Source organism: Stenotrophomonas sp. YJH_SMC_120 (assembly GCF_059368675.1).
This window is the reverse complement of the sequence record NZ_JCAFRY010000009.1, coordinates 102,856-128,732: the sequence shown is the minus strand read 5'-3', so window position 1 is coordinate 128,732 and position 25,877 is coordinate 102,856. Positions and strand designations below refer to the sequence as shown.

Genomic DNA, 25,877 nt, shown 5'->3' with positions numbered 1-25,877 from the left:
GGATGATCGAGTCGAGCATGGCTCGACGCTATAACGCCGGTTGGATCAGAACGACCAGGTGAACGTCAGCGAGCCGTTGCGGCCATCGCCATACGCACCGTAGCCGTTGATCTGCGACAGGTACTTCTTGTCCAGCAGGTTGTTGAGGTTGGCCTGCACGCTGAACTCCGGCGAGATGCGGTAGCGCACGAAGGCGCTGACCAGTGCATAGCCACTCTGCTCGATGCGGCCGTAGGCAGGCACCGCGTAGTAGATGCGGTTCTGCCAGTTGGCACCGCCACCGACGGTCAGTTCCTGCAGCGACTGCGGGGTGTAGCTGGTGAAAAGCTTCAGGGCGGTCTGCGGCAGGTTGGTGTTGATGTCGGCGTCGTTGATGTCCTTGGCCACGTAGCGCGAGGCGCCGAAGGTGGCATTCCAGCCCGGTGCCAGTTCACCGTTCACCTCGAACTCGAAGCCACGGCTGACGGTGCCGCGTGCGGCGATCGAGGCGAACTCACCCGGGCGGCCGATGATCGGCTCGCTGGTGACCTGGGAGACGTTGTCCTGCTCGATGCGGAACACCGCCAGCGAGGCATTCAGGCGGTTGTCGAACCAAGCCCCCTTGACGCCGACCTCGTAGCTCTTGCCGTCGACCGGGTCGAGATAACGGTCGTTGCGGTCGCGGGCGGTCTGCGGCTGGAAGATCTCGGTGTAGCTGGCGTACGCGGAGTAGGTGTCGTTGATGTCATACACCAGGCCGGCGTACGGGGTGGTCACCTTGTGTTCGCGGTCGTCGTTCTCGCCTTCGCTCTTCCAGTCGGTGTAGCGGGCGCCGATGATCAGCTTCAACGGATCGGCCAGTGACAGGCGTACGGCGGCGTAACCGGCCTTCTGGGTGATGGTGCCCTGGCTGGCCAGTGCCAGCGGGTTCCAGTTCGGCTCGCTGATGTTGCCGGTCCAGTGCAGGTAGCTGGTGAACGGGTCCCAGGTCTTGCCGGCGCCACCGACCTGGTAGTCGCCGTAGTTGGCATAGTCGCGCTTGTTGTAGCTCAGTCCGGCCATGAACTGGTGCTCGCGGCCGAACAGCTGGAACGGACCGTCAACGTAGCCATCAACACCGGTGACTTCGCGCTCGGTGTTGTAGAAACCCGCGGAAGGCGAGATGCCCGTGCCGTTGGTTCTGTCGAAGTTCGACGCGCCCGTGGTCCAGTCGTTGTATGCCGGGTAGAACAGCTTGTCGTCGGCCTTGGTCTCATCGTGCGTGGCACCGACCTTGAACTTCCAGCCATTGCTGAAGGCGTGCTGCAGGGTGGCGAACGCGCGCTTGCTGGTGGTGTCCCAGTAGGTCCAGTTCGGGCTGGCGTTGAACGATTCGTCATAGCCGGTGCGCGAGCCATCGGAGTACAGCATCGGGAAGCCGCCCCAGGTCGCGCCGTTGGCGCGCTTCTGCTGGTAGTCGTAGCCCGCGCTCAGCTGGGTGTCCGGGGTCAGGTCGGCGTCGATGACCGCATAGCCCAGCGTCTTGCGCTGGTTGTAGCGATCCATCTGGCCGTCGGTGTCCAGGTAGCTGCCGATCACGCGGCCGCGCACGGTGCCGCTGGCGTTCAGCGCACTGCCCACGTCCACGGTGGTGCGGGTGCGGCCCCAGTTGCCGACGTTCACCGAGACGCTGCCGTTCAGTTCGGCGCTGTCGGCATGCTTGCGCACCAGGTTCACCGACGCGGACGGATTGCCGGCACCACTGAGCAGGCCGGTGGCACCACGCACCACTTCCACGCGGTCGTACAGCGCCAGGTCCAGGCCGGAATCACCGTAGCTCCAGTTCTGCACCATCTGCGTCGGCAGGCCATCGAACTGGTAGGCATCGATGTAGAAACCGCGTGCGTAGAACTCGGTGCGTTCGCTGTCGGACTGGGTGCTGGTCACGCCGGTGGTGTTGGCCAGCACGTCGATGATGTCGTCCAGGTTCTGATCTTCGATGCGCTGGTGGCTGATGATGCTGATCGACTGCGGGATCTCGCGCGGGGCCAGGTCGAAGCGGGTACCGGCCGAGGTGCGGCGCACCGAATAGCCTTCGGCGCGTTCACCCTTCACCACCACCTTGTCGAGGTTGGTCGGATCGGCGGCGGTTTCGGCGAAGGCGGCCGGGGCCACGGCGCAGAGAACGGCGAGCACGGCAACGGACAGCCGTTGTGGCTGCGGCGTACGGAAGACGGAACGGGTCATGGGGGTCCTGGACGAGCACGCGCGCCCGGCCGGCATCCAGAGGCGAGGCGCTACGGGTGGGAAACGGACGGGCAGGCCGTCCTGGCACCACCGGAAACGAAAGAAATGGTAATACGAACTATTCCTATTTACAAATCATGAACAGATCGGTCTGCGGGTGCGCAGTGGCAGTCAGCGCAGCAATGGCAGCGGGTCGCGCGCGCCGTCGGTGCCGTAGACGCCCCAGTGCAGGTGCGGCGGCGTGCCCTTGGCGTTGCCGCTGTCGCCGACATGGCCGAGCAGATCGCCGGGTTGCACCACCTGGCCGCGTGCCAGGCCGTCGGCCCAGTCCTCCAGATGCGCGTAGTAGTAGCGTTCGCGCCCAGGCCCGATCACCCAGACCTGACGCCCGCCGAGCCCGCGTTCGCTGACATCCGCGACGACACCGGCCGTGGCGCTGCGCACTGGGGTGCCGCGTTTGGCGAAGATGTCGATGCCGGCGTGGGAGCGGTCACGGCCACGTGGCGCGCCGAAGGTATCGGCGATCTGGCGTGGCCGCACGCCGTCCACCGGCACCGGTAGTTGCGTGGCCGGCGGCATCCGCGAGAGCGCCCACAGCATCTTCGGTGCGACCGCCCATGGGCTGTTCCACAGCGTCATCGCCGCGACGAGCGCAATGGCCAGCCACAGGCCACGCAGCAACCAGCGGCGAAGGCGGTGGGCGTGGGAGGACGGTGTATTCATGGCTCGACGCTACAGAACCGGTGTCAGCGGGACCTCGAAACTCCGCTTCAACGTGCCCAGCGCCACCGAGGTGCGGAAGCGCTCGATGTTGTCATCGCCGCCGAACAACCGCTCGGTGATGGCCTCGTACTCTTCCATCGACGCCGCCGAAAGCAGCAGCAGGAAATCGCCATCGCCGGTGATGGAGTAGCACTGCTGCACCGCAGGGTCGTCCTGCACGCGGCGCCTGAACGGCGCCACGCGGTCGCACTGCTCGCTGACCACGCGCACCTCGACGATGATGGTCAGCGGCCGACCGATCTTGGCTGCGGCGACCACCGCCACGTTGGCCGCGATCACGCCACTGTCCTGCAGGCGCTTGATGCGCCGTTGCACGGCCGGGGTGGACAGGTGCACGGACTCGGCGATTTCGCGCTGCGGCAGGGTGTTGTCCCGCTGCAGGAGGTCGAGGATGGCGCGGTCGAAACTGTCGAGCACGGGAGCGATGGCCATGGCGAGCAGAAGTTGCACGAACAGGCTGTCAATTGAGCCAAGTGCTCGGCGCCGACGCAATAGACTTTGCGGATGCAGACCTCACGACTTGCGCCGATGTTGCCGGCGCTGGCGGTGCTCGGCTCGGTCACCTCGCTGGCCATCGGCACTTCCTACGCAAAACACCTGTTCCCGCTGATCGGTGCGCAGGGCACCAGCGCGCTGCGCGTGGGCTTTTCAGCGCTGTTGCTGCTGCTGTTCTGGCGGCCATGGCGCTGGAAGACCAGCCGCGTGGATGCGATCACCATCCTGCGCTACGGGCTCACTCTGGGGCTGATGAACCTGCTGTTCTACATGGCCCTGCGCACGATTCCCTTCGGCATCGCGGTGGCCATCGAGTTCACCGGGCCGCTGACGGTGGCGATGCTGTCATCACGACGCCCGATCGATTTCCTCTGGGTAGGCTGCGCGGCGGTGGGGCTGCTGTTGCTCCTGCCGATCGGCGGTGGCCCCGCGCTGGACCCGGCCGGCGTGCTGTACGCGATGGGCGCTGCGGCCTGCTGGGGCCTGTACATCGTGTTCGGCAAGCGTGCCGGTCATCTGCATGCCGGGCACTCGGTCTCGCTGGGGCTGCTGGCGGCCTCGCTGGTGGTGGTACCGGTGGGCGTGGTGCATGCCGGTGCCGCGCTGCTCGACCCGAAGATCCTGGCGGCGGGCCTGCTGGTGGCACTGGTGTCCAGCGCGATCCCGATGTCGCTGGAAATGATGGCGCTCAAGCGCCTGCCGAAGGAGACCTTCGGCATCCTGATCAGCATGGAGCCGGCGGTGGCCGCGCTGTGGGCGATGCTGTTGCTGCACGAGCACCTGCACGGGCTGCAGTGGCTGGCGATCGGCTGCACGGTGTTGGCCTCGGTGGGCAGCACGATGACCGCGCGGCGGTTGAAGGCACCCGTCACCGCCTGAAAAAAAGGGGACGGAGGGGATTAAGTCGTTTATGCCCCGATTTAGGGGGCGCCGGGCGGCGCCCGGCGCAGAGCGTGCGGACCAACGGTCCGCACCTACCGTAACGGCGAGTCAGCGCAGGGCGTCGGCCGGGACGTCGATCTGCATCGCCAGGGCGAGGTGATCGGAGAACGCGGCCGGTACGGCTTCCACGGTGCGGGTCTGCAGGCCGCTGCTGACCAGGATGTGGTCGATGGCGCGGTCCGGGCGCCAGCTGGGGAAGGTGGGCACGATGCAGCCCGGGGGCTGCAGCCGGGTCTTCTGGTACAGCACCTGCATTTCCGGGCGCTCGGCCAGGCAGTTGAAGTCGCCCATCAGTACTGCGTTGGGGTGGTCGGACAACAGCTCGGCGATGAAGCCCAGCTGCGACATCCGCGATCCCGCGCCCAGCGACAGATGGGCCACCGCCACCGCCAGGCCATCGGCGCCGTCGCCGAACTTGGCCAGCAGCACGCCGCGCCCACCGATGCGGCCGGGCAGGGCGTGATCCTGCACTTCAACCGGTTCCAGCTTGCTCAACAGGCCGTTGGCGCTGGAGGCGACCCCACCCATGCGCCGGTTCGGCTGGTGGCTCCAGTAATTGAAGCCGGCGCGCTGGGCCAAATAGTGGGTCTGGTTGGTGAAGCCCGAGCGCAGGCTGCCCGGGTCGGCCTCCTGCAGGCCGACGATGTCATGGTCGCGCGCCAAGGTGGCGATCGCGTCAAGGCTGCTGCGCTTGCGACCCGCCGGCAGCGCATGTGACCAGCTGCGGGTCACATAGTCGCTGTAGCGGCGGGTACTTGAGCCGGCCTGGATGTTGGCCGTCAGCAAGCGCAGGGTCCGTGTACGGGGGGAATTCACGGCCGGGAAACGCTTCTCTTGGATCAGTGAGCCTGGGCCGCACCGCGTTCGCGGGCGATCAGGTGGTCGGCGATGCGCAGCATGTCCGGGAAGCTCTTGCCCTTCACCAGGTACTTGCCGTTGACGATGATCGACGGGGTGCCGCTGATCTGGCTGCGCTGCGCGAACTGCTTGGCCGAGTTGGTCTTGGCATTCACCGCGAAGCTGCCCATGGTGGCGGCGAACTGCTTCGGATCCACGCCGTAGGCACCGTAGAACTTGGCGATGTCTTCCACCGAATCACGGCCGCGCTCGCCCTTCAGGGTCTTCTGCGAGTGGATGGCGGCGTACAACGCTTCGTGGGTCTTCTCCTGCACGCCCAGGGTCTGCGCGGCGTAGAAGGCACGGGCGTAGTCATCCCAGGTGCCGCCGAACATGGCCGGCACGTAGACGAAGTTCACGTCGCTCGGCAGGCCGGCCTTCCACGGGCCGACCAGCGGCTGGAATGCGGCGCAGGCCGGGCAGACGTAGCCGAAGATCTCGGTCACTTCGATCTTACCGGTGGCCGGCTGGAACGGCTGGCCGTTCGGGATCACCTGGTAGTCGGCACCTTCCACCGGGGCCGGGCCGGTCAGTGCGGCGGTGGTCGGGGCCGGTGCGGTGGCCGGAGCCGCTTCGGCCGGGGCTTTCTGGCCTTCAGCGGCAGCCGGCGCGGCGCCTTCGCTGCCCGCCGCCGGCGCAGCAGCCGGTTCGGCGGTGGCTGCCGGGGCTGCAGCCGGTTCGGCCGGGGCCGCGGTGGTGTTGGTGCTGCCGTCATCAGCCTTGCAGGCAGCCAGGATCGGCAGCAGCGCTGCGAGGGCGAGGGCGTAACGGATCTTCATGGAAACGTCTCCAGCATCTGGAATGGTGGGGCCGGCGCCAGGCGCCGGCCAGAGGGAAATGATGACATGCGGCGGCGACAGCGCCGTGTCGGTGGTGGGTGTTGGTTCAGCGGCCGCGGGCAGCGCGGGCCTGGGCGATCAGCGCCGAGGCGATGCGCAGCTGGTCGTCGAAGCTGTTACCACGCACCAGGTACTGGCCGTTGATGATCAGCGCCGGGGTCCCCGGGATCCTGGTGCGCTGGGCGAACGCGCGCGCGGCATCGACCTTCTTCTGTACGGCGTCGCCGCGCAGGGCCTGCAGGTAACGGTCCGGGGTCACGCCATACGCCTTGTAGAAGGTGGCGAGCTCATCGGCCGAGACGTTCTGCATCGGCAGCGATCCCTGCTCGTGCAGGGCCTTGAACACGGCAGCGTGGCTGCGCTTGGCCACGCCGACCTCGTCGGCGGCGTAGTAGGCCAGTGCCCAGGCATCCCAGGCGCCACCGAAGGCAGCCGGGACCGGGGTGAAGCGCACGTCGGCCGGCAGCTTGGCCGCCCAGGCTTCCAGCTGCGGTTCGAAGTGGGCGCAATGCGGGCAGGTGTAGCCGAAGACCTCGACCACCTCGATCTTGCCGGCCAGCGGCTGGAACGGGCCCGGCTGGGCGATGCGCTCGTAGTCTTTGCCCTCGACCAGCGGGGCATTGGCGGGGGTAGCGGCGCAGGCTGCCAGCGGCAGCAGCACCAGCACGGACAACAGCAGGCGGGAAATCAACCTCATCGACACGCATCTCCGTTGAAAAAAGCAACGCCGGCGCGGTCGCCGGCGTGAAGGAAACATACCGCAGGCGCGGGCCGTGGTGGCGGCCCGGGCCGACCAGTGGTGGTCAGGGGGCGGCAGCCGGTTGCGCCGACGGGGGGGCAGTGGCCACATCGTCGGCCTTGTTGTGCAGGCCCTGCAGGTAGCTCGACAGCGCCTGCACCTCCTGCTCGCTCAGCTTCTGCGCGACGGTCGCCATGATCTGGAAGTGGGCCTTGTCGGTCTCGTTGGTCTGGCCGGCCTGGTATTCCTGCAGGCGGCGCGCGACATAGCTGGCGTGCTGACCACCGATGTGCGGATAGGCCGGACCCGGATTACCGGCACCGCTGGGGCCGTGGCACGCCATGCAGGCCGGCAGGCCGCGCTTGGCGTCGCCGCCACGGTACAGCTGCTGGCCGATCTCGTAGAACTTCATGCCCTTGTAAGGGCCGTCAGCGACTGCCGTGTCATCGGCGATGCCGGCGGTGGCCTTCTGCGTGGCGAAGAACGCGCCGATATCGCGCATGTCCTGCGGAGTGAGGTTCTGCACGAACGGCACCATCGCCACCGCCGCGCCGGAACTGCGCTGCCCATTGGCGATCAGGGCCATCTGCTGGGCGACGTAGCGTTCGCTCTGGCCGGCGATGGACGGGTACATCTCCACCGTGGAATTGCCGTCGGCGCCATGGCAGGCCGCGCAGGCCGAGGCCTTGGTCTGGCCGGCCTTGGCATCGCCCCAGTGGGTCTTGCTGAAATCCACCTCCAGCGAGGCGGTGTTGATCGGCCCGTTGTCGGGCAGCGGGGTCAACGTGGTCTGCGCGAACGCAGCAGCGGCAACGACTACAGCAGTGGCAAGGGCGGATACGGCAAGAACGCGAGCGTGGCGCATGCTGAAGCTCCGTATGGACCGGGCCGGGCGGTGGCCGCCGGCATCGCCCGGATTATCAACGCCGTTTCCGCGCACGGTCAACGCAGCAGTGCAGCAAAATGCCCGCAGAGGCCGCCGGCACGGGCGCGCGGCGCCGCAACATGCGATCCTAGGCACATGTCATTGCTCATCGAACGCGCCCGTTACCACCTTTCGGCCCACAACGTGCGGCAGCTGCCGCCCGACGAAGGGGCCGAAGTGGCCTTCGCCGGCCGCTCCAACGCCGGCAAGTCCAGTGCGCTCAACGCGCTGACCCGCCAGAACGCCCTGGCCCGTGTCTCCAAGACCCCTGGCCGTACCCAGCAGCTGGTGTTCTTCCAGGTCACCCCGGAAGCGCATCTGGTCGACCTGCCAGGTTATGGCTATGCAAAGGTGCCGCTGGACCTGCAGGCGCACTGGCAGGCCTTCATCGACAAGTATTTCCGCACCCGCGAAGCCCTGAAGGGGCTGGTGGTGGTGATGGACATCCGCCATCCGCTGAAGGACTACGACCGGCAGATGCTGTCCTACGCCGTGCAGCGCGGCCTGCCGGCGCACGCCCTGTTGACCAAGGCCGACAAGCTCAGCCGCAGCCAGCAGATGCAGTCCCTGCAGAAGGTGCGCAAGGAACTGCAATCGGCCTACGGCGACAGCGTCAGCGTGCAGGTGTTCTCCGGCGAAGACCGTACCGGCGTGGACGAAGCCCGCGGCGTGATCGGCGGCTGGCTGGGGCTGGAGTAAGGCATTTCCGGTCGCCCGGCTGGCAGCCGGGCGCTACCCGATCGGTGGGTGCCGACCTTGGTCGGCACACCCTCACAACGGCGAATACTCCGCCGGCACCCACGCATAGGCCTTGCCCTCGCCACGCACATGGCCCAGGCCTGGGAAGGGCAGGTGCGCACCGGCTACCCACCAGCCGTTGGCGGTGGCCTGCTGCAGCAGCCCGCGACGGCTGGCGATGGCCGCTGTGCGGTCCGAATCGGCCTCGAATGCCGCCTCCGGGTGCGCGAACTGCACCGCATGGAAGTGCAGCACATCACCCCATACCAGCAGTGACTGGCCCTGGCTGTCGAACCGGTAAGAGACATGGCCGGGCGTATGGCCATGGGTGTCCATCGCCACCGCGCCGCCGGGCAGGGCGTCGCCGGGGCTGAAGGTGCGCAGGTGGCCGCTGGCCTGGTATGGCGCGACCGCATTGCGTGCCAGCGGGAAGGCGAAGCGCACGCCCTTCGGCGCGGTGGCCTCGCTGGCTGGGTTGAGCCAGTAATCGGCATCCGCCTTGGACAGCCACACCGTGGCATTGGGATAGGCCGGCTTGCCCTGCGCGTCGAGTACGCCGCACAGGTGGTCCGGATGGGCGTGGGTCAGCAGTACCTCATCCACCTCGGCCGGGTCCACGCCGGAGGCGCTCAGATTGCCCAGCACCTGGCCCAGGCCGGGGCCGAAGCACTGCGCGGTGCCGGTGTCGACCAGGGTCAGGTGGTTGCCCTGGCGGATCAGGAACGCATTGATCGCGGTCTGCAGGCCCTTCTTGTCTTCCGGCACGTAACGGCCTTCCAGCAGGCGGCTGACCAGCGTCGGCGGCACGTCCACCACTTCCTGCCGGCCGAGCGCGACCACGCCGTCGAACAGGGCGGTGACCTGCAGCGCACCGATGCGCTGGTGATAGACACCAGGGACCTGCTGGGTGGGGGCGGGCGAAGTGGCCTCGGCCAGCGCGACCAGCGGCAGGGACGACAGGGCCAGCAGCAGGGCGCCGCGCAGCGGGAGGGGACGCAGGGTCATGGCGGTTCTCGGTGGATGACGGGCGGTTCCGTTGTGCCCAGAGTGCCGTGGCCGGTGTGTGCACGGCGCTCAAACCACTGCGCGGAATGCTCAGGGAAGGGGTGTTGTCTGCAGGGCTGCGCCCTGCACCCGCTACGAGCCAGGGCAACGGCCGAAGCAACAGCAACAGCGACAGCGGGCTATCCGTGGGATGGCGGGGTGGGTCCGGTTGCGGGAGACGCCGTAAACCCGTCCATGGGGGCTTGGCCGCGGCATCCATGCCGCGGACACTCCCGCAACCGGACCCGCCCCGCCTTCGACAGATCTCCGCGATCTGTCAGCTCGTGGGGTCAGATCCGTTTTCCGCAGGAAAACGGATCTGACCCCAGAGTTTCATTCGATATCTGACAGATGTGTCGACCAAGGTCGACACCTACCAACAGCCGCGCGGAACAAAGCCGCAGTTGCCAACAGCCGAGTGAACCTGTCGAAGGCGGGGCGGTGTGGGTGGGCAGGACCGTTGGCGCCATGGATGGCGCCATCGAGCCCCCAGGGACGGGTTTACGGCGTGTCCTGCCCACCCACACCGCCCCGCCATCCCACGGAATGCACGCTGTTGCTGTTGCTCCGGCTCTTGCTCTCGCTTCGGCGGGTGCAGGGCGCAGCCCTGCCGAACCCCCTCAAATGTCTGTGGGAGCCAGTCCGTACTGCTCGGCGAAGCGCTTGCTGAAACTCGCCGCAGACCGGTAGCCCGCGCGCGCTGCCACGGTCTTCAACGGCAGGTCCGTGGTGTAGAGCAGCTGCATGCCATGCGCCAGCCGCGCCTCGGTGAGCAGCTGGCGCAGGCTGGTGTCTTCGGCGGCAAGACGGCGGCGCAGTGTCGCGCCGCTCAACGCGAACTGTTCTTCCACATCGCGCGATTGCCAGTCGCGGGCCGGTTCGGCGGCGATGCGGTCGCGGATCTGTTCGCCCAGGCTCGGTGCCTGCGGCAGCAGCAGGTTGCCGTGGCCCTGCCGGCACAAGGTCAGTACCAGCGAGGCCAGGGCCAGCCGCGCTTCGCTGTAACGACCGTCCTGCAGCGATTGCCGCCACTGGCGCAGCACCGCGCCATGATCGATCAACGGCAGTCGCGCCATCGCCTGGCCTGGCGCGGGAAGCTCCTCGCTCCACAGCGTGCGTGCGGCCGCCAGCACTTCGGCACACAGCGGCACGATGGCACTGAGGTAGCGGCCACTGCGTGGGTCGGGGGTGTTGACCACATCGATGCGGCAGCGCTGGGTCAGCAGCAGGATGTCGCCGGGGATGAACTCCAGCGACTGGTGCGCGGTACGCACCTGCTTGCGGCCTTCCAGCAGGATCGCGAACTGCGGTTGCGGAATCTCCACCGAGCTGGCGCCATGTTCGCGCCGAGCGGTGATGCACGCATAACCTTCGGCGCGTGCGCAGCCGGCCAGGCTGGCCATCTCGGCCAGCAGTGCGGTAACTGGCGGCAGCATGCCGGTCATGTCACCTGGGCGCCGAACAGGCGACCGACGCCTGCAGCGGCGGCCATTGCCAGTGCACCCCAGAACATCACCCGCATTGCGCCGCGTACCGGCGGGGCGCCGCCGGCCTGGGCTGCCACCGCGCCGGTCAGGCACAGGCCAAGCAGGGTACTGGCCGTGGTCATCAGTGCGACCTTGTCGACCGGCGCCAGCAGGGCGGTCAGCACTGGCAGCGCCGCACCGCAGGTGAACGCACCGGCCGAGGCCAGCGCTGCCTGCAGCGGGCGGGCGCGCAGGGTATCGGTGATGCCCAGTTCGTCGCGGGCGTGGGCACCCAGCGCATCGTGGGCGGTGAGCTGTTCGGCCACCTGCCGCGCCAGCGCAGGCTCCAGGCCGCGGTGGCGGTAGATCGCGGCCAGCTCCTCCAGTTCGCTGTGCGGATCGTCGCGCAGCTCGCGCTTTTCCATCGCCAGATCGGCCTCTTCGGTGTCGGCCTGGGTCTGCACCGAGACATATTCGCCCGCCGCCATCGACATCGCGCCGGCCACGGTACCTGCCACGCCGGTGGCCAGGATGGTCGCAGCCGAGGCGCCGCTGGCGGCCACGCCGACCACCAGGCCAGCCACCGAGACGATGCCATCGTTGGCGCCCAGCACGGCGGCTCGCAGCCAGCCGACGCGCTCGGAGCGATGCAGTTCGGGGTGTCGTGAATGGCGGCTCATGGCTCTGAGTGTACGAGGGTCAAGAGGGCGTCGGTAGGATGCTGAAACCCGTCACCGTCGCATGACGCAACGGGGTGCCACGCTATAGTGCGCCCTTGCGATGGAAGGCCGCGAGCCCCACATCCCCCGCCACCGTCCAGCGAGCCTTTCCCTTGTCGAGCCCCAGCCACGTCGCCGATACCCCCATTACCGACCGCTCGCAGCTGGTGGAGGTGATCGCCTCCGGCGAGAAGCCCCGCGCGCAGTGGCGCATCGGCACCGAGCACGAGAAGTTCGGGTTCCGCCTGGATGACCTGCGCCCGCCGACCTTCGAAGGCGAGCGCGGCATCGAAGCGCTGCTCAACGGCTTGGTCCGCTTCGGCTGGGAGCCGGTGCAGGAGAACGGCAACACGATCGCCCTGCTGCGCGATGGCGCCTCGGTGACGCTGGAACCGGCCGGTCAGCTGGAACTGTCCGGCGCGGCGCTGGAGACCATCCACCAGACCTGCGTGGAGACCGGCACCCACCTCAACGAAGTGGCACAGGTGGCCGGCGAACTGCAGCTGGGTTTCCTCGGCATGGGCTTCCAGCCGAAGTGGAAGCGCGACGAAATGCCCTGGATGCCCAAGGGCCGCTACAAGATCATGCGTTCGTACATGCCCAAGGTCGGTTCGCTCGGCCTGGACATGATGACCCGCACCTGCACGGTACAGGTGAACCTGGACTACGCCACCGAAGCGGACATGGTGAAGAAGTTCCGCGTATCGCTGGCGCTGCAGCCGATCGCCACCGCGCTGTTCGCCGATTCGCCGTTCACCGAAGGCAAGCCCAACGGCTACCTGAGCTACCGCTCGCACATCTGGACCGACACCGACGCTGACCGCACCGGCATGCTCGACTTCGTGTTCGAGGGTGGCTTCGGTTACGAGCGCTATGTCGATTACCTGCTCGACGTGCCGATGTACTTCTCCTACCGCGATGGCATCTACCACGACGCCAGCGGGCAGAGTTTCCGCGACTTCCTGCAGGGCAAGCTGCCGGTGCTGCCGGGCGCGTTGCCGACGCTGCGCGACTGGTCGGACCACATGACCACTGCGTTCCCGGAAGTGCGCCTGAAGAAGTACCTGGAAATGCGCGGCGCCGATGGTGGTCCGTGGAGCCGCCTGTGTGCGCTGCCGGCGTTCTGGGTCGGCCTGCTGTACGACGACGCTGCGCTGGACGCTGCGTGGGACCTGGTGCGTGACTTCACCCTGGCCGAGCGCCATGCACTGCGCGACGGCGTGCCGAAGCATGCGATGAGCCTGCCGTTCCGCAATGGCACGGTGCGCGACCTGGCCCGCGAAGCCGTGAGGATTTCCGTCGAAGGCCTCAAGCGCCGCGCGGCGCGCAATGCCGACGGCCAGGACGAGAGCAAGTTCCTGGACGTGCTGCAGGAGATCGTCGAATCCGGGCTGACCCCGGCCGAGCGCAAGCTGGCGCTGTTCCATGGCCGCTGGCACGGCGACGTCGATCCGGTGTTCCGCGAATTCGCGTACTGATCGCCATGCGGGGGTGCCGGCCAGCGGCCGGCACTACCAGAAGAAAAACCCCGGCATTGCCGGGGTTTTTCATTTCCACATCTGCGTTGGATCAGGCGGCGTCCTTCATCGTCGCCATGTCGATCACGAAGCGGTAGCGTACATCGTTCTTCGCCATGCGTTCCCAGGCTTCGTTGACGTTCTTGATGTCGATCATCTCCACATCGCTGACGATGCCGTGCTCGGCACAGAAGTCCATCATTTCCTGGGTTTCAGCCATGCCGCCAATCGCCGAGCCGGTCAGGTGCTTGCGGCCGAAGATCACGCTGCCACCGGTCAACGGCGGGTCCAGTTCGGTCAGCACGCCGACCAGGCACATGGTGGCTTCACGCTTGAGCAGGCCCATGTACGGGTTGGTGTCATGGCCAACAGGGATGGTGTTGAGCAGGAAGTCGAAGCTGCCCGCGTGCGCCTTCATCTGCGCGGCATCGCGCGAGACCAGCACCTCATCGGCGCCCAGGCGCTTGGCGTCGGCACCCTTTTCCGGCGTGGTGGTGATCATCACCACGTGTGCGCCGAGTGCCTTGGCGAACTTCACGCCCATGTGGCCGAGGCCACCGAGGCCGATCACGCCGACCTTCTGGCCCGGGCCGACCTTCCAGTGGCGCAGCGGCGACCAGGTGGTGATGCCGGCGCACAGCAGCGGGGCGGCGGCCTTCAGGTCGAGGGTGTCTGACACCTTCACCACGAAGCGCTGTTCGACCACCACGTGGTCGGAATAGCCGCCGTAGGTCGGCGCGCCGCTTTCGCGTTCACGGCCGTTGTAGGTCCAGGTCGCGCCCTCTGCGCAGTACTGCTCCAGGTCGTGCTCGCAGGCATCGCAGTGGCGGCAGGAGTCGACCATGCAGCCGACGCCGGCGTGGTCGCCGACCTTGAAGCGGGTGACGTTGCTGCCGACCTCGGTCACACGGCCGATGATCTCGTGGCCCGGCACCATCGGGTAGATCGAGCCACCCCAGTCGTCGCGGGCCTGGTGCAGGTCGGAGTGGCAGATGCCGCTGTAGAGGATCTCGATGCGCACATCGTCCGGGCCGACCGCGCGGCGTTCGAACTCGAAGGGCACCAGCGGGTCGGTATGGGAATGGGCGGCGTAACCACGGGCGAGGGACATGGGGAATCCTTGGCAGGGTTTGTCGAAAGGCGTTTTACAATACGCCCCGTACCCAGCCGCAAGAAGCACGGATATCGGCATGATTCATCAAGTGAAACTGCACAATCATGGCCACTGACAATCTCACCCACCTGGCCGCGTTCGCGGCGGTCGCCCGTCACCGCAGCTTCCGCCGTGCCGGCGCCGAGCTGGCGCTGTCGACCTCGGCGGTGAGTTATGCGATCCGCGCGCTGGAGGAACGGTTGGGCGTGGGCCTGTTCCATCGCACCACCCGCAGCGTGGCCCTGACCGAGGCCGGGCAGCGCCTGCTGGAACGCCTGCAGCCCGCGCTGGGCCAGGTGAATGACGCGCTGGAGGAGATGAACCAGTTCCGCGCCGCACCGGCGGGCCTGCTGCGTATCAATGCTACCCGCGCCGCAGTGCCGACCCAGTTGGGGCCACGGCTGGCGCGCTTCCTGCACGCCCATCCCGACGTGCGGGTGGAGCTGACCGAGAACGATGGCCTGGTCGATATCGTTGCCGAAGGCTACGACGCCGGCGTGCGCCTGCACGAGTTCGTGCCCGAGGACATGGTGGCGGTGCCGATGGGGCCACCGCTGCGCGGGCTGATTGTCGGCTCGCCGGACTACCTGCGGCGACACCCGGCACCACAGCATCCGCGGGACCTGGCGGCACACGAATGCATCCGCTTCCGCTTCGCCAGCGGGCATCTCTACAAGTGGCAGTTCGAGCGTAGCGGGCAAGCGCTGGAGATCGATGTGCCGGGCCGGCTCACGTTGAGTGAGCAGGGCACCGTCGTGGGTGCAGTGCTTGATGGCATCGGCCTGGCCTACGTGCTGGAAGACACGGCGCGGCCGTATATCGAATCCGGCCAGATGGTGGCAGTGCTGGAAGACTGGAGCGAACCGTTCGCCGGCTTCGCGCTGTACTACCCGAAGCAGCGGCAGATGCCCGGTGCGTTGCGCGCGTTCGTGGACATGCTGCGCGAGCGAGTTGCTGCAGGAGTGCCGACCAACGGTCGGCACCCACCGGGGCAGGCCATTGCCGACCAACGAATCGGGATCGGCCGGTAGATCCACGCCACGCGTGGATGGGGCAACCTTACGGCGCCTGCAACACCGGCGCCAAGAACGCCACGCAGTCGCGCAGGTGCACGTCCACCGGCGCATCCTCGGCCACCACACCGATCACGCGTTCGCGCAGCGGCTCGGCCACGGCCATCGCCAGCAGCAATCGCGCCATGCGAACAGGATCTCCCTCGCGCAGCAGCCCACGCTGTTGCTGGCGCGCCAGCCAGTCGGCCAGCAGCGCACGGCCGCGTTCGATGCCGTTGTCCAGATAGGCCTGCAGCAGCGCGTCCTTGCCGGGAAAGTCGGTGGCCAGCAGGCGGAATACCTGCACCGCCTGCGCCGACAGCGCCTGCGCGCACACCGCGTGCAGGATGTCCTGCAGCAACGGCACGACCTCTTGGGCATTGCGCGCATCGCGCTGCAGTTGTGGCGCGAAGCCGTCGGTCCACTCACGCACCGCCAACCCAACCAGTTCCTCGCGGTTGCTGGCGTGGCGGTAGACGGTCTTCTTCGCCACCCCGGCGTGCGCCGCCACCGCTTCGATGGTGGTGGCCTCGTAGCCCTGCGCCAGCAGCAGTTCCAGCGTGGCCTGCAGCACGGCGTGGCGGACTTCGGCTTCCGGCCGCGCAGGGCGGCCGCGGCGGCGGGTCGGTGATGTGGGCTCGGGCACGGTGGTGCTGTTCATTGCGCCCATCTTACCGCATCCGGACAATTGCGAAACGAAGAACGTTTCCGTATTGTCGGGACTCCCAACACCGCAGGAGACCCCGATGGATACCGCTGTGAACGCACGCGCCTGGCTGGACCACCACGATCTGCTGGACCCGGCGCCGATGCATCTGGAGACCGGCATCCAGCGCCGCGAAGACGGCACCCTGCTGGTGGCGGTGCGCACCGATCTGCACGGCTGCAAGGGCCGCATGCTGGACTGGTGGTTCACCTTCTTCGAGACCACCCAGCACATCCGCTGGTGGCATCCGGTCGATCATGTCGAGCATCGCGGCTGGGACGCGGCCTGGCAGCGCGGGCGCAGCTACCACGGCGCCAGCATCCATGCGGTGGAATCGCTGGCCGACATTCCGCCGGTGGCGGCGCGCCTGAAGTTCCATGACCCGCGCACGTTGCTGGTGCCCGAGCGCCTGCAGGCGGCACAGGATGCAGGCGATGTATCGGCGGTGATCGCCGCGCGCATCGGCTTCGGCGACCACGTCCGCCTGGATGCAAACGCTGATCCCTGCGACGGGCAGATGCTGCACGTGGCGCGCGATACGCCGTTTGGCTGTGTGCTGCGCAGCCGCTTCGTGCTCGGCCTGGACAGCACCGATCCGCACCGCGATGCCGGCGATGCCGTCGGGCTGGGCCTGCTCAAGCACTGCTACACGGAGTTCAGTTTCCTCTCGCGCCTGCTGCCGTCGCTGTACTACGGCGAGCGCGCCAACGGCGAAGCGGTGCCGTTGCCGTGGTGAGCGGTGCAGCGGTCATTCGACCAGTGCGTCGTAGCCTTCGCCACTGAACTGGATCAGGCAGAAGCCGTGGCCGAACGGATCGGCCAGCACGGCGATGCGTCCCCAGCGACGCTCGCGCACGGATTGCTCGAGCGTCGCTCCGGCTGCGACTGCACGTACCAGCGCGGCTTCGATGTCATCCACCACCCAATCCAGGTGCAGCGGCGTCCAATGGCGCTCGTAGTCGCGCACGTCGCCGTCTTCGGTGGCGGCGCTGCCGGCGTCGTTGTGCAGCAGGTAGAGCGGCGTTGGCCCACCGAGCAGCTCCACGGCGCCCGGGCCGAGACGGCGGCCGATGCGCAGGCCGAAGGCCCGGATGTAGAAGTCTTCGGCGGCGGCCAGGTCGGGCACGTCGAGGTTGACGATGAAGCTGTGGACAGTGGCGTTCATGGCAGCGATGGGCGGCATCCGGTGGTCGCAGTCTAGTCCTGCCGCGTGCTGCGACCCGTTCATCTCCTGCGCGGATTCGGGCAAGCTGGGCGGTCTCTATCGACAAGGACATCCATGAGCGCGCTATCCGGCATCGAACAGGCCACCGGCCAGACCTTCCCGCCCCTGTTCAAGCAGTTGCATGCAGCGGGTCGGTTGAGCTGGGGTGCTACCCATCCGGAATGGTCCGAGGTGGTATTCCCGGCGCTGCAGGCAGAACCGCCGGTGCTGCTGTACGCCCAGGACTATGAGCCGTTGGAACACGATGAACTGCTCGAGGCGTGGCAGGAGCTGACCGCGGAGGATCATTACAATCCCCTGCGCACTGACCTGCAGTTGCTGCCCTTTGCGCGGACCGGCGGCGGCGACAGCTACTGCTTCTGGAGCAACGCGCCCGGCTTTGCCGAGCCCCCCGTCGTGCTGGTGTGGCATGACGATGATCGTGCCGATGTGCTGGCCGCCAGCTATCAGGATTTCCTGTTCCGCAAGATGGTCGAAGCCGTTGCTGACTACCAGGGGCCGTACACGCTGCTGTCGCACGGCGAGCTGGCCAGCAACCTGCGGCGCTGGCTGCGGAGCCACCAGCCGTTCCTGCGCGATGACCAGTACGCAGCCCTGCAGCGGCTGTTCGCCCGCGTTGACGATATCGCTGAAGGGAACATCAGCGACGAGGATGCACAGGCCATCGTCTCTGAGGTGATCGGCTTCGAGCGGTTGGACGAGTCGTTCGCCTACGTGCGCGAGGACGCCTGAAGGCCGGGGTCGGATCCGCGCGCAGCGTGGCTCTGACGCCTTGTGCGCCGAACAGGGGTCAGAGCCCTTTCCGTTGGAAAGGGATCCGACCCCGTGGGGGATCAGCCCGCGGCCGGGTAGTCGAGGTAGCCTGCTTCGCCGCCCCCGTAATAGGTGCTGCGGTCGGGCGTGGCCAACGCGATGTTGCGCTGCAGGCGTTCGACCAGATCCGGGTTGGCGATGAACGGCTGGCCGAACGCGGCCAGGTCGATGGTGCCCGCTTCGACCAGCTGCAGGGCGCGTTCGCGGGTCATGCCACCTGCCAGGATGACGGTGCCACCGTAGGCCTGCCTGAACTGCCGCAGGAACGCCTCGCCCAGCACCGACCGGCCCGCCTGCAGGTTGTCGTTGAGGTGCACGTAGGCCAGCCCGCGCTTGCCCAGTTCCTCGGCCAGGTACAGATAGGTGGCTTCATTGTCGGGATAGAACGGCATGTCGAAGGTGAGGTTGTTCGGTGCCAGGCGCACGCCGATGCGATGCGCACCGATACGCTGCGCCATCGCATCGACGGTGTCCAGGATCAAGCGCGCACGATTGGGCAGCGAGCCGCCGTAGCGATCATCACGCTGGTTGATGAGCGGGTTGAGGAACTGCTCGAACAGGTAACCGTTGGCGGCATGCAGTTCGATGCCGTCGAAGCCGGCCGCAATGGCGTTGTCCGCCCCGCGCACGAAGTCGTCGACGATACCGGGTATCTCCGCAGTCTCCAGTGCACGTGCCGGAGTGGGATCGGCGTGGCCGCGGCTGCCATCGTCCAGGTACACGAACGAGGTGTTCTTCGGTGCGCTGGCCACCGGGCGGGTACCGGCGCTGACCGGTTGCCCACCGTCGGGCTGCAGCGAGGGATGCGACATGCGGCCAACGTGCCAGAGCTGGGCGAAGATCGTGCCCTGTGCGGCATGCACCACCTCGGTGACACGCTTCCACCCGGCCACCTGCTCGGCCGACCAGATGCCCGGCACGTCGATGTAGCCCTGGCCCTGCGGCGAGACAGGCGTGCCTTCGCTGATGATCAGGCCGGCGCTGGCGCGCTGCCGGTAGTACTGCGCGGTGAGTTCGTTGGCGACCGCTCCGGGGTTGCGGGCACGGGTCATCGGCGCCATCGCGATGCGGTTGCGCAGGGAAGTGCCTGCAAGGTCGAAGGGGCGGAACAGGACGGCGGTCATGTCGGTCATCTCGGTGCGGGGGAAGGCGCCAGCGGCGCGATGCACACAGGATGGAGTTGACATGCGGGCGCATAAAGCGCTTCGATCTCCCTGGGTGCGGGACTATTTGTCCCCAATGGAGCGCGATAGATGCTGCCGCTGGAATCGTTGAATGGCCTGGTCACGTTCGTCACCACGGCCCGCTCAGGCAGCTTCACCGAGGCCGCCGACGCGCTGGGTATCTCGCGCTCGGCGGTGGGCAAGGCCATCGCCCGGCTGGAAGCGCGGCTGGGGGTGCGCCTGTTCCACCGCACCACGCGGCGCATCGCGCTGACCACCGATGGCGAGGCGTACTACGCATCGTGCGCGGCGGCGCTGGAAGAAATCTCCGCCGCCGAGGCCTGCCTGGGTTCGGCCGGCTTGCCCAGCGGGCGGCTGCGCATCGACATGCCATCCTCGTTCGGGCGCCTGGTGGTGCTGCCGGTGCTGTTGCGGCTGTGCCGGCAGTACCCGGACCTGCAGTTGACGATGACCTTCACCGATCATTTCGTCGATCCCGTCGAGGACGGCATCGACCTGCTGATCCGCTTCGGCGGGCTGCACCAGGCCGAGCATCTGGTGGCGCGGCGGCTGGGGCGCCAGCGACTGGTCACCTGCGCATCGCCGGAGTACCTGCAGGCCCACGGCGTGCCGCGCACGGTGGAGGAACTGGCGCAGCACCGCAGCATTGTTGGCTTCCGCCACGGGCAACCGGTGTGGTGGCGGATCGGTAGCGAGGAGGACGAAGGGACATTCATCCCGAATGCGCCGTATCAACTCAATGACGGCGACGCGGTGATCGAGGCGGCCATCGCCGGGCTTGGTATCTGCCAGATGCCGGTTTCACTGGTACGACGCCACCTGGATTCCGGCGCTTTGCGGTCGGTGCTGGATGCGCACATGCAACGGCACATCGATATCCACGCACTGTGGCCACCGACGCGCCACCTGCGGCCCAAGGTGCGCTACGTGGTGGATGAGCTGACCCGGTTGGCGGGTGAGGGATTGTTCGATTGAGCCGGCCAGGATTGAGTTCGTGACTTCGGCTTGTATACTGTCCCCCAGTATAGTTCCGAGGTGGCCTCGCCATGCCGCACTCCCCCGAAGAGAAGAAGAAGGTCCTGGCCCGCGTGCGCCGCATCCGTGGCCAGTGCGATGCGCTGGACCGCGCGCTGGAAGCTGGCGCCGACTGCGGGCCGGTGCTGCAGCAGATCGCCGCCATCCGTGGCGCGGTCAACGGCCTGATGTCCGAGGTGATGGAGGCCCATCTGCGCGAGGAGTTCGGGCAACCCGCCGCCTCCGACGAACAACGCGCCGAACGCGTGCGCGACATGAGCGCGTTGATCCGTTCGTACCTGAAATAAACGACGGCGCAACATGACGCCGCCCATCCTGTCATTGCCTGTCTCTGGAGAGTCCACCATGAAGTCCCGTGCCGCCGTCGCCTTTGGTCCCGGCCAGCCGCTGCAGATCGTCGAGATCGACGTCGCCCCGCCGAAGAAGGGCGAAGTGCTGGTGAAGATCACCCACACCGGTGTCTGCCACACCGATGCGTTCACGCTGTCCGGCGATGATCCGGAAGGCCTGTTCCCGGTGGTGCTGGGCCATGAAGGCGCCGGCATCGTGGTTGAAGTTGGCGAGGGCGTGACCAGCGTCAAGCCGGGCGACCACGTGATTCCGCTGTACACCGCCGAGTGCGGCGAGTGCCTGTTCTGCAAGAGCGGCAAGACCAACCTGTGCGTGGCCGTGCGCGCGACCCAGGGCAAGGGCGTGATGCCCGATGGCACCAGCCGCTTCAGCTACAACGGTGAGCCGCTGTACCACTACATGGGTTGCTCGACCTTCAGCGAGTACACCGTGGTGGCCGAAGTGTCGCTGGCGAAGATCAATCCGGAAGCAAACCCGGAACACGTCTGCCTGCTCGGCTGCGGCGTCACCACCGGCATCGGCGCGGTGCACAACACCGCCAAGGTGCAGGAAGGCGACAGCGTGGCGGTGTTCGGCCTCGGCGGCATCGGCCTGGCGGTGATCCAGGGTGCGCGCCAGGCCAAGGCTGGCCGCATCATCGCGGTGGACACCAATCCGTCCAAGTTCGAACTGGCGCGCGAATTCGGCGCCACCGACTGCATCAACCCGAAGGATTTCGATAAGCCGATCCAGCAGGTCATCGTCGAGATGACGACCTGGGGCGTGGACCACAGCTTCGAGTGCATCGGCAACGTCAATGTGATGCGCGCGGCGCTGGAATGCGCGCACCGTGGCTGGGGCCAGAGCGTGGTGATCGGCGTGGCCGGTTCGGGCCAGGAGATCTCCACCCGTCCGTTCCAGCTGGTGACCGGGCGCAAGTGGATGGGCACCGCCTTCGGCGGCGTGAAGGGCCGCAGCCAGCTGCCAGGCATGGTCGAGGATGCGATGAAGGGCGATATCGAACTGGCCCCGTTCGTCACCCACACCATGGACCTGGACAAGATCAACGACGCCTTCGACCTGATGCATGAAGGCAAGTCGATCCGTTCGGTGGTCCACTACTGAGCCGCGTCATGGGCTGGTTCGATGCCCTGCGCCGGCCGCGTGCGGAAGACCCGCGCGCGGCTCTGGTGGTGTCGATCGAGCAGGCGTTGCGTGCGCTGGGCTGGGTCGACGGCGAGGTGGGACCACCGCGTGCGGTGACTTCGGCCTTCGGCAGCGACGATGGCATGCCGTTCGAGCAGTGGCTTGCGCAGGTATTCCTGCCGCGCCTCTACGAGGCCCGCGCCGACGGCCAGTGGCCACCGCGCAGCGACGTGGCGGTGGCGGCGTATCGCAACCTGGACGGCCAGCCTGGCGTCGAATCGTTGCTGCGCCTGCTGGCACAGCTGGATGAACTGATCAACCAAGGCATCCACGCCGGGCGTGGATAAGCCGACCAAGGTCGGCATCTACCAGAAGCACGCGTGCGCTGACGCGCCGCGCAGGAGAGCACCATGGAACGCATTGAACACCGCGCCTGTTTTGGCGGCTGGCAGGACGTCTACCGCCATCATTCGACCACGCTGGGCTGCGACATGCAGTTTGCCGTGTACCTGCCACCGCAGGCGGAAACACAGAAGCTGCCGGTGCTGTACTGGCTGAGCGGCCTGACCTGCACCGAGCAGAACTTCATCACCAAGGCCGGCGCACAGCGCTACGCCGCCGAACACGGTGTGATCATCGTTGCGCCCGACACCAGCCCGCGCGGTGATGACGTGGCCGATGTCGAGGGCTACGACCTGGGCAAGGGGGCAGGGTTCTACCTCAATGCCACCCGCGCACCGTGGGCGAAGCACTACCGCATGCATGACTACGTGGCGCAGGAGCTGCCGGCGCTGATCGAGGCGAACTTCGCGGTGACCGACGCGCGCGCGATCAGTGGCCATTCGATGGGCGGCCATGGCGCGCTGGTGATCGCGCTGCGTAACCCCGGGCGCTATCGCAGCGTGTCGGCGTTTTCGCCGATCGTCGCGCCCAGCCACGTGCCGTGGGGGCAGAAGGCCTTCCATGCCTATCTGGGCGACAACCCGGCCGACTGGGCGCAATGGGATGCCTGCGAGCTGATCGCTATGGCTGACGAGCGCCTGCCGCTGCTGGTCGACCAGGGCGAGGCGGACGAGTTCCAGCAGACCCAGCTGCAGCCGCAGCGCCTGCAGCAGGCCTGCGATGCCGCCGGCCATCCGCTGACCCTGCGCCTGCAGCCCGGCTACGACCACAGCTACTACTTCATCGCCAGCTTCATCGGCGAGCACATCGCCCACCACGCCCGCGCCCTGCAGGGCTGAGCGCCCTGGGAAAAAGGGGACGGAGGGGATTAAGTCGCATTTGCCGCTGTGCCGCAAACGACTTAATCCCCTCCGTCCCCTTTTTCAGCGATGGATCACACCCTTATGGCGCCGCCCCGCGCTATCGTGCGCGTAGACGGCCTTGCGGATCGGGGGGATGCATGCCGGTAGTGCTGGCGCTGCTGTATGTGCTGTGCCATGGCCTGGTGCTGGCCCTGTGGCCTGGCCCCGCCGGGGTAGGCTCCTTCGTTTTCCTGACCGGCGCACCGCTGCTGGCCGCCGCCGCGTGCCTGGTGCGGGCGCAACGTGACCGCGCCGCTCTGGGCTGGCGTTCTACCGCGATGGCACTGCTGCTGTGGGCCGGCGGCATGACGTTCAACATGGTGGATGCGCTGGGTGCCGGCCGGGCTGACTTCACCCCACGCGTCAGCCTGTTGTTGTACGTGCTGTATGGCGTGCCCCTGGTGTTCATCCTGGCGCGGGCACGCCGCGAGCGCCTGAGCATCAGCCTGATCGACGCGGCGATGGCGGCGCTGCTGGGTGTGCTGTTCTTCGTGCACACCGCATCGTTCGCCGCCCGTGTCGAGGTCGACGCCCATGCGATGTCCAACATGCAGCGCATGTTCGACATCCAGAACCTGTGTATCGCCGCGTTCGCCGTGGTGCGATGGCTGGCCGGCGACGTGCCCGAACGGCGCAGGTTCTTCCGCGCACTGGCGCTGTACGCACTGGCCTATCTGCTGGTGGCCTACTACATCAACCACTACACCTCCGATGATGCATTCGGTGCGTTCAACGATCTGCTGATCGACGTACCTTTTCTGCTGATCGCCTGCTTGGCGCTGGACACGGCGCCGGACACAGGCACCACGGCACACCCGCGGCTGGCGAGGACGGTGCAGGCCGCCGGTCCGATCATCCTACCATTGCTGCTGCTGGTGGTCGGCACGCTGGTGGTCGATCATGCGCGGCCGTTGGCCGTTGCCGGCTTCGTCGTAGCCACCCTTGGCTTCGGCCTGCGCAGCGTCCTGCTGCAGACCGATCTTCTGGAACGCCAGGCAGCACTGGATCAACTGGCGCGGCAGGATGGCCTGACCGGCGTGGCCAACCGCCGCGAGTTCGACGCACGGCTGACGTCCGAGTGGAATCGCGCACGGCGCAGCGGCACCGAGCTGGGCCTGCTGCTGGTGGATATCGACCACTTCAAGGCCTTCAACGACCAGCACGGCCATCCAGCCGGTGATCGTTGCCTGCAAGCGGTGGCCGGGGTGCTGAAGGCCATAGCCGGTCGCGGTGGTGACAGCGTTGCGCGTTATGGCGGTGAAGAGTTCGCCGTCATCGTGCCCGGAAGCCCGTTGTCGGGCGTGCTGGCGCTGGCCGAGCGGCTGCGCGAAGCGGTCGAAGCGCTGCCATTGCCGGAAGGCCCCGTCAGCATCAGCGTCGGCGTGGGTTACCTGCATCCGCCGGCTCTGGCCAGTGCCGATCAGTTGCTGGCAGACGCCGATGCCGGCCTGTATGCCGCCAAGCGGGCTGGCCGCAACCAGGTGATCCTGCATGCGCACGTGCTGGACGACGAGGGCAGCACGCACGGAACGATGGACTGCTGAGCAGCTCTCTGCATGCGATCACACGGGGGACGCGACGGCTTATCGCTGCCGCAACCAGCCGGTCGGATCGAGCAGCCTCAGCCCGACCGGTGACAACGAGCGCTGCCGCAACGGCAGGTTTGCCGCCTGCACGGCCATCGCACAGCGTGCCAGTTGACGGCGCAACGGTGCCAGCGTGTCGTCTTCGCGGGGCCGCGCATGCCGCCATTGTGCGATGCGCAGCAGGCAGACCAGCAGGTCCAGCTCGCTGGCGGCAATGAAGGGAGAGCCGGCCGGCAGCAGATCGATCGGAGCGGCGGGGGTGGCCAGCAGCGGCAGCAGGCCGATGAAGGCGTCGCATCCCTCCTGGCCAACCCCGAGTCCGCTCAGCTGGGCAAGGCCATCGGCCTGCAGATCGGGGTCGCGCAACTGCCGTATCGCGCCCAGCAGCGCCTGTTCGCCGCGGCCGAACTGTCGACCGAAGGCGCGGTAGTTGACCCGGGTGGGAAACGACGGGGAACGGGAGGCCATGGTGGCTAGGGCTGTGGGTCGCGGGTTTCCACCAGCACCGGACAGGGCGCGTGGTCGATGGTCCATTGCCCGATCGAGGGTTCGAACAGGCGTTCCAGCCGGGACAGGTGGCGGTGGCCGATGACGATCAGGTCGCACTTCAGGCGCCGGGCCTGCTCGCTGATCACTTCGCCCGGGTCGCCGGAGGGAATCTGCGCGATGGCGTCGACGCCGCGTTCGCACAGCTCGGCCAGGGCTTCGGCCAGCACTGCTTCGGCCCGCGAGCGCTGGCGGGCGGCTTCCGGGTACTCGATGCGGTCGGCTTCGCTGGCATTGGCCGCCAGCGCGAATTCGGGGTCGAGCACGCACAGCAGGTGCAGGCGGCTGTGGGGGCCGGCGATGGCGGCGGCCAGGTCCAGCACGCGTGCGTGCTGGGGGCTACCATCCAGGGCGACCAGCAGGGTATTGAACATGGATGTCTCCTTGGCAGGCCGGGGATGGTCGCCGATGTCACCGCGCGCACCCATGCCGTGCGCGGCAGTCAATGAATGCGTCGAACGCAATCCACCGTGGTTGCAAGTGCCGTA

27 protein-coding genes and 1 pseudogene are annotated in these 25,877 nt (G+C 67.4%); 12 read left to right on the top strand and 16 right to left on the bottom strand.

Features of this window, described 5'->3' with window-relative positions; all coding sequences use genetic code 11:
• Positions 1 to 45: 45 nt before the first annotated feature.
• The 3 genes from fhuE to AC5P60_RS12850 form a co-directional block, all read right to left on the bottom strand.
• The gene (gene fhuE, locus AC5P60_RS12860) at positions 46 to 2,205 is read right to left on the bottom strand and encodes a ferric-rhodotorulic acid/ferric-coprogen receptor FhuE (RefSeq protein ID WP_483693625.1); all 2,160 of its coding nucleotides are present in this window, start codon (positions 2,203 to 2,205) and stop codon (positions 46 to 48) included.
• Positions 2,206 to 2,376: 171 nt separating this feature from the next.
• The gene (locus AC5P60_RS12855; protein ID WP_033835231.1) at positions 2,377 to 2,928 is read right to left on the bottom strand and encodes a M23 family metallopeptidase; all 552 of its coding nucleotides are present in this window, start codon (positions 2,926 to 2,928) and stop codon (positions 2,377 to 2,379) included.
• A 9-nt stretch (positions 2,929 to 2,937) separates the two neighbouring features.
• Positions 2,938 to 3,420, bottom strand: coding sequence for an Lrp/AsnC family transcriptional regulator (locus AC5P60_RS12850; RefSeq protein ID WP_242899612.1), 483 nt, complete (start codon positions 3,418 to 3,420; stop codon positions 2,938 to 2,940).
• A gap of 72 nt (positions 3,421 to 3,492) precedes the next feature.
• Between AC5P60_RS12850 and AC5P60_RS12845 the strand changes: the two genes are divergently transcribed.
• The gene (locus AC5P60_RS12845; protein ID WP_012481254.1) at positions 3,493 to 4,362 is read left to right on the top strand and encodes an EamA family transporter; all 870 of its coding nucleotides are present in this window, start codon (positions 3,493 to 3,495) and stop codon (positions 4,360 to 4,362) included.
• Positions 4,363 to 4,473: 111 nt separating this feature from the next.
• Here AC5P60_RS12845 and AC5P60_RS12840 read toward each other — a convergent pair whose 3' ends face one another.
• The 4 genes from AC5P60_RS12840 to AC5P60_RS12825 form a co-directional block, all read right to left on the bottom strand.
• A complete protein-coding gene (locus AC5P60_RS12840) occupies positions 4,474 to 5,211 on the bottom strand; it encodes an endonuclease/exonuclease/phosphatase family protein (RefSeq protein ID WP_005411026.1) in 738 nt (245 codons plus the stop codon).
• A gap of 53 nt (positions 5,212 to 5,264) precedes the next feature.
• Entirely contained in the window at positions 5,265 to 6,101 is an 837-nt protein-coding gene (locus tag AC5P60_RS12835) for a thiol:disulfide interchange protein DsbA/DsbL (protein WP_483693624.1), read from the bottom strand.
• 106 nt (positions 6,102 to 6,207) lie between these two features.
• Positions 6,208 to 6,858: a thiol:disulfide interchange protein DsbA/DsbL gene (locus AC5P60_RS12830; RefSeq protein WP_005411024.1), complete on the bottom strand. Its 651-nt coding sequence runs from the start codon at positions 6,856 to 6,858 to the stop codon at positions 6,208 to 6,210.
• 106 nt (positions 6,859 to 6,964) lie between these two features.
• Positions 6,965 to 7,765: a c-type cytochrome gene (locus tag AC5P60_RS12825; RefSeq protein ID WP_033835228.1), complete on the bottom strand. Its 801-nt coding sequence runs from the start codon at positions 7,763 to 7,765 to the stop codon at positions 6,965 to 6,967.
• A gap of 156 nt (positions 7,766 to 7,921) precedes the next feature.
• Here AC5P60_RS12825 and yihA point away from each other — a divergent pair, with 156 nt between their 5' ends.
• Positions 7,922 to 8,524, top strand: coding sequence for a ribosome biogenesis GTP-binding protein YihA/YsxC (gene yihA / locus AC5P60_RS12820; RefSeq protein WP_005411022.1), 603 nt, complete (start codon positions 7,922 to 7,924; stop codon positions 8,522 to 8,524).
• A 72-nt stretch (positions 8,525 to 8,596) separates the two neighbouring features.
• Here the strand turns inward: yihA and AC5P60_RS12815 are convergent, their stop codons facing one another.
• The 3 genes from AC5P60_RS12815 to AC5P60_RS12805 form a co-directional block, all read right to left on the bottom strand.
• Positions 8,597 to 9,568 carry an MBL fold metallo-hydrolase gene (locus tag AC5P60_RS12815; RefSeq protein WP_483693622.1) on the bottom strand — a complete coding sequence of 324 codons (972 nt, stop codon included), beginning with the start codon at positions 9,566 to 9,568 and terminating at the stop codon, positions 8,597 to 8,599.
• A 659-nt stretch (positions 9,569 to 10,227) separates the two neighbouring features.
• Positions 10,228 to 11,052, bottom strand: a complete 825-nt coding sequence (locus AC5P60_RS12810) for a helix-turn-helix transcriptional regulator (RefSeq protein WP_005411020.1) — start codon at positions 11,050 to 11,052, stop codon at positions 10,228 to 10,230.
• On the bottom strand, positions 11,049 to 11,753 hold the full coding sequence (locus AC5P60_RS12805) for a VIT1/CCC1 transporter family protein (RefSeq protein ID WP_033835225.1): 705 nt from the start codon (positions 11,751 to 11,753) through the stop codon (positions 11,049 to 11,051). The genes AC5P60_RS12810 and AC5P60_RS12805 overlap by 4 nt, the downstream gene beginning before the upstream one ends.
• A 152-nt stretch (positions 11,754 to 11,905) precedes the next feature.
• On the opposite strand from AC5P60_RS12805, the gene AC5P60_RS12800 reads away from it, so the two are divergent.
• The gene (locus AC5P60_RS12800) at positions 11,906 to 13,270 is read left to right on the top strand and encodes a glutamate--cysteine ligase (RefSeq protein WP_033835224.1); all 1,365 of its coding nucleotides are present in this window, start codon (positions 11,906 to 11,908) and stop codon (positions 13,268 to 13,270) included.
• A gap of 91 nt (positions 13,271 to 13,361) precedes the next feature.
• Here the strand turns inward: AC5P60_RS12800 and AC5P60_RS12795 are convergent, their stop codons facing one another.
• Positions 13,362 to 14,420 (bottom strand): NAD(P)-dependent alcohol dehydrogenase, encoded by a 1,059-nt coding sequence (locus AC5P60_RS12795; RefSeq protein WP_012481247.1) that lies wholly within the window; start codon positions 14,418 to 14,420, stop codon positions 13,362 to 13,364.
• 107 nt (positions 14,421 to 14,527) lie between these two features.
• Between AC5P60_RS12795 and AC5P60_RS12790 the strand changes: the two are divergent.
• Positions 14,528 to 15,409 (top strand): annotated as a pseudogene (locus tag AC5P60_RS12790) (LysR family transcriptional regulator); the annotation flags it as partial.
• Positions 15,410 to 15,521: 112 nt separating this feature from the next.
• Here AC5P60_RS12790 and AC5P60_RS12785 read toward each other — a convergent pair.
• A complete protein-coding gene (locus AC5P60_RS12785; RefSeq protein ID WP_024956057.1) occupies positions 15,522 to 16,184 on the bottom strand; it encodes a TetR/AcrR family transcriptional regulator in 663 nt (220 codons plus the stop codon).
• Between the two features lie 76 nt (positions 16,185 to 16,260).
• Here AC5P60_RS12785 and AC5P60_RS12780 point away from each other — a divergent pair, with 76 nt between their 5' ends.
• A complete protein-coding gene (locus AC5P60_RS12780) occupies positions 16,261 to 16,956 on the top strand; it encodes a DAPG hydrolase family protein (protein ID WP_088429203.1) in 696 nt (231 codons plus the stop codon).
• Between the two features lie 12 nt (positions 16,957 to 16,968).
• Here the strand turns inward: AC5P60_RS12780 and AC5P60_RS12775 are convergent, their stop codons facing one another.
• The gene (locus tag AC5P60_RS12775; protein ID WP_483693621.1) at positions 16,969 to 17,385 is read right to left on the bottom strand and encodes a VOC family protein; all 417 of its coding nucleotides are present in this window, start codon (positions 17,383 to 17,385) and stop codon (positions 16,969 to 16,971) included.
• Between the two features lie 114 nt (positions 17,386 to 17,499).
• Between AC5P60_RS12775 and AC5P60_RS12770 the strand changes: the two genes are divergently transcribed.
• A complete protein-coding gene (locus AC5P60_RS12770) occupies positions 17,500 to 18,177 on the top strand; it encodes an SMI1/KNR4 family protein (protein ID WP_483693620.1) in 678 nt (225 codons plus the stop codon).
• A gap of 101 nt (positions 18,178 to 18,278) precedes the next feature.
• Here the strand turns inward: AC5P60_RS12770 and AC5P60_RS12765 are convergent, their stop codons facing one another.
• Entirely contained in the window at positions 18,279 to 19,382 is a 1,104-nt protein-coding gene (locus AC5P60_RS12765; RefSeq protein ID WP_495201751.1) for an alkene reductase, read from the bottom strand.
• 129 nt (positions 19,383 to 19,511) lie between these two features.
• On the opposite strand from AC5P60_RS12765, the gene AC5P60_RS12760 reads away from it, so the two are divergent.
• The 6 genes from AC5P60_RS12760 to AC5P60_RS12735 all read left to right on the top strand — a co-directional run bounded on the left by AC5P60_RS12760 (position 19,512) and on the right by AC5P60_RS12735 (position 24,801).
• Positions 19,512 to 20,417: a LysR family transcriptional regulator gene (locus AC5P60_RS12760; RefSeq protein ID WP_049433571.1), complete on the top strand. Its 906-nt coding sequence runs from the start codon at positions 19,512 to 19,514 to the stop codon at positions 20,415 to 20,417.
• Positions 20,418 to 20,488: 71 nt separating this feature from the next.
• Complete coding sequence (gene frmR / locus AC5P60_RS12755; RefSeq protein ID WP_005411009.1) at positions 20,489 to 20,764, top strand: formaldehyde-responsive transcriptional repressor FrmR; 276 nt, start codon at positions 20,489 to 20,491, stop codon at positions 20,762 to 20,764.
• 58 nt (positions 20,765 to 20,822) lie between these two features.
• Positions 20,823 to 21,932 carry an S-(hydroxymethyl)glutathione dehydrogenase/class III alcohol dehydrogenase gene (locus AC5P60_RS12750; protein WP_032960685.1) on the top strand — a complete coding sequence of 370 codons (1,110 nt, stop codon included), beginning with the start codon at positions 20,823 to 20,825 and terminating at the stop codon, positions 21,930 to 21,932.
• A gap of 8 nt (positions 21,933 to 21,940) precedes the next feature.
• On the top strand, positions 21,941 to 22,300 hold the full coding sequence (locus AC5P60_RS12745) for a YqcC family protein (RefSeq protein WP_049433572.1): 360 nt from the start codon (positions 21,941 to 21,943) through the stop codon (positions 22,298 to 22,300).
• Between the two features lie 63 nt (positions 22,301 to 22,363).
• Positions 22,364 to 23,194, top strand: a complete 831-nt coding sequence (gene fghA, locus AC5P60_RS12740; RefSeq protein ID WP_483693619.1) for an S-formylglutathione hydrolase — start codon at positions 22,364 to 22,366, stop codon at positions 23,192 to 23,194.
• 161 nt (positions 23,195 to 23,355) lie between these two features.
• On the top strand, positions 23,356 to 24,801 hold the full coding sequence (locus AC5P60_RS12735) for a GGDEF domain-containing protein (RefSeq protein ID WP_483693618.1): 1,446 nt from the start codon (positions 23,356 to 23,358) through the stop codon (positions 24,799 to 24,801).
• A 39-nt stretch (positions 24,802 to 24,840) separates the two neighbouring features.
• On the opposite strand, the gene AC5P60_RS12730 is transcribed toward AC5P60_RS12735, so the two are convergent.
• Together AC5P60_RS12730 and AC5P60_RS12725 are read right to left on the bottom strand one after the other, a co-directional pair.
• Positions 24,841 to 25,311: a hypothetical protein gene (locus tag AC5P60_RS12730; RefSeq protein ID WP_483693617.1), complete on the bottom strand. Its 471-nt coding sequence runs from the start codon at positions 25,309 to 25,311 to the stop codon at positions 24,841 to 24,843.
• A 5-nt stretch (positions 25,312 to 25,316) separates the two neighbouring features.
• Positions 25,317 to 25,763, bottom strand: coding sequence for a universal stress protein (locus AC5P60_RS12725; RefSeq protein WP_049403545.1), 447 nt, complete (start codon positions 25,761 to 25,763; stop codon positions 25,317 to 25,319).
• Positions 25,764 to 25,877: the final 114 nt, after the last annotated feature.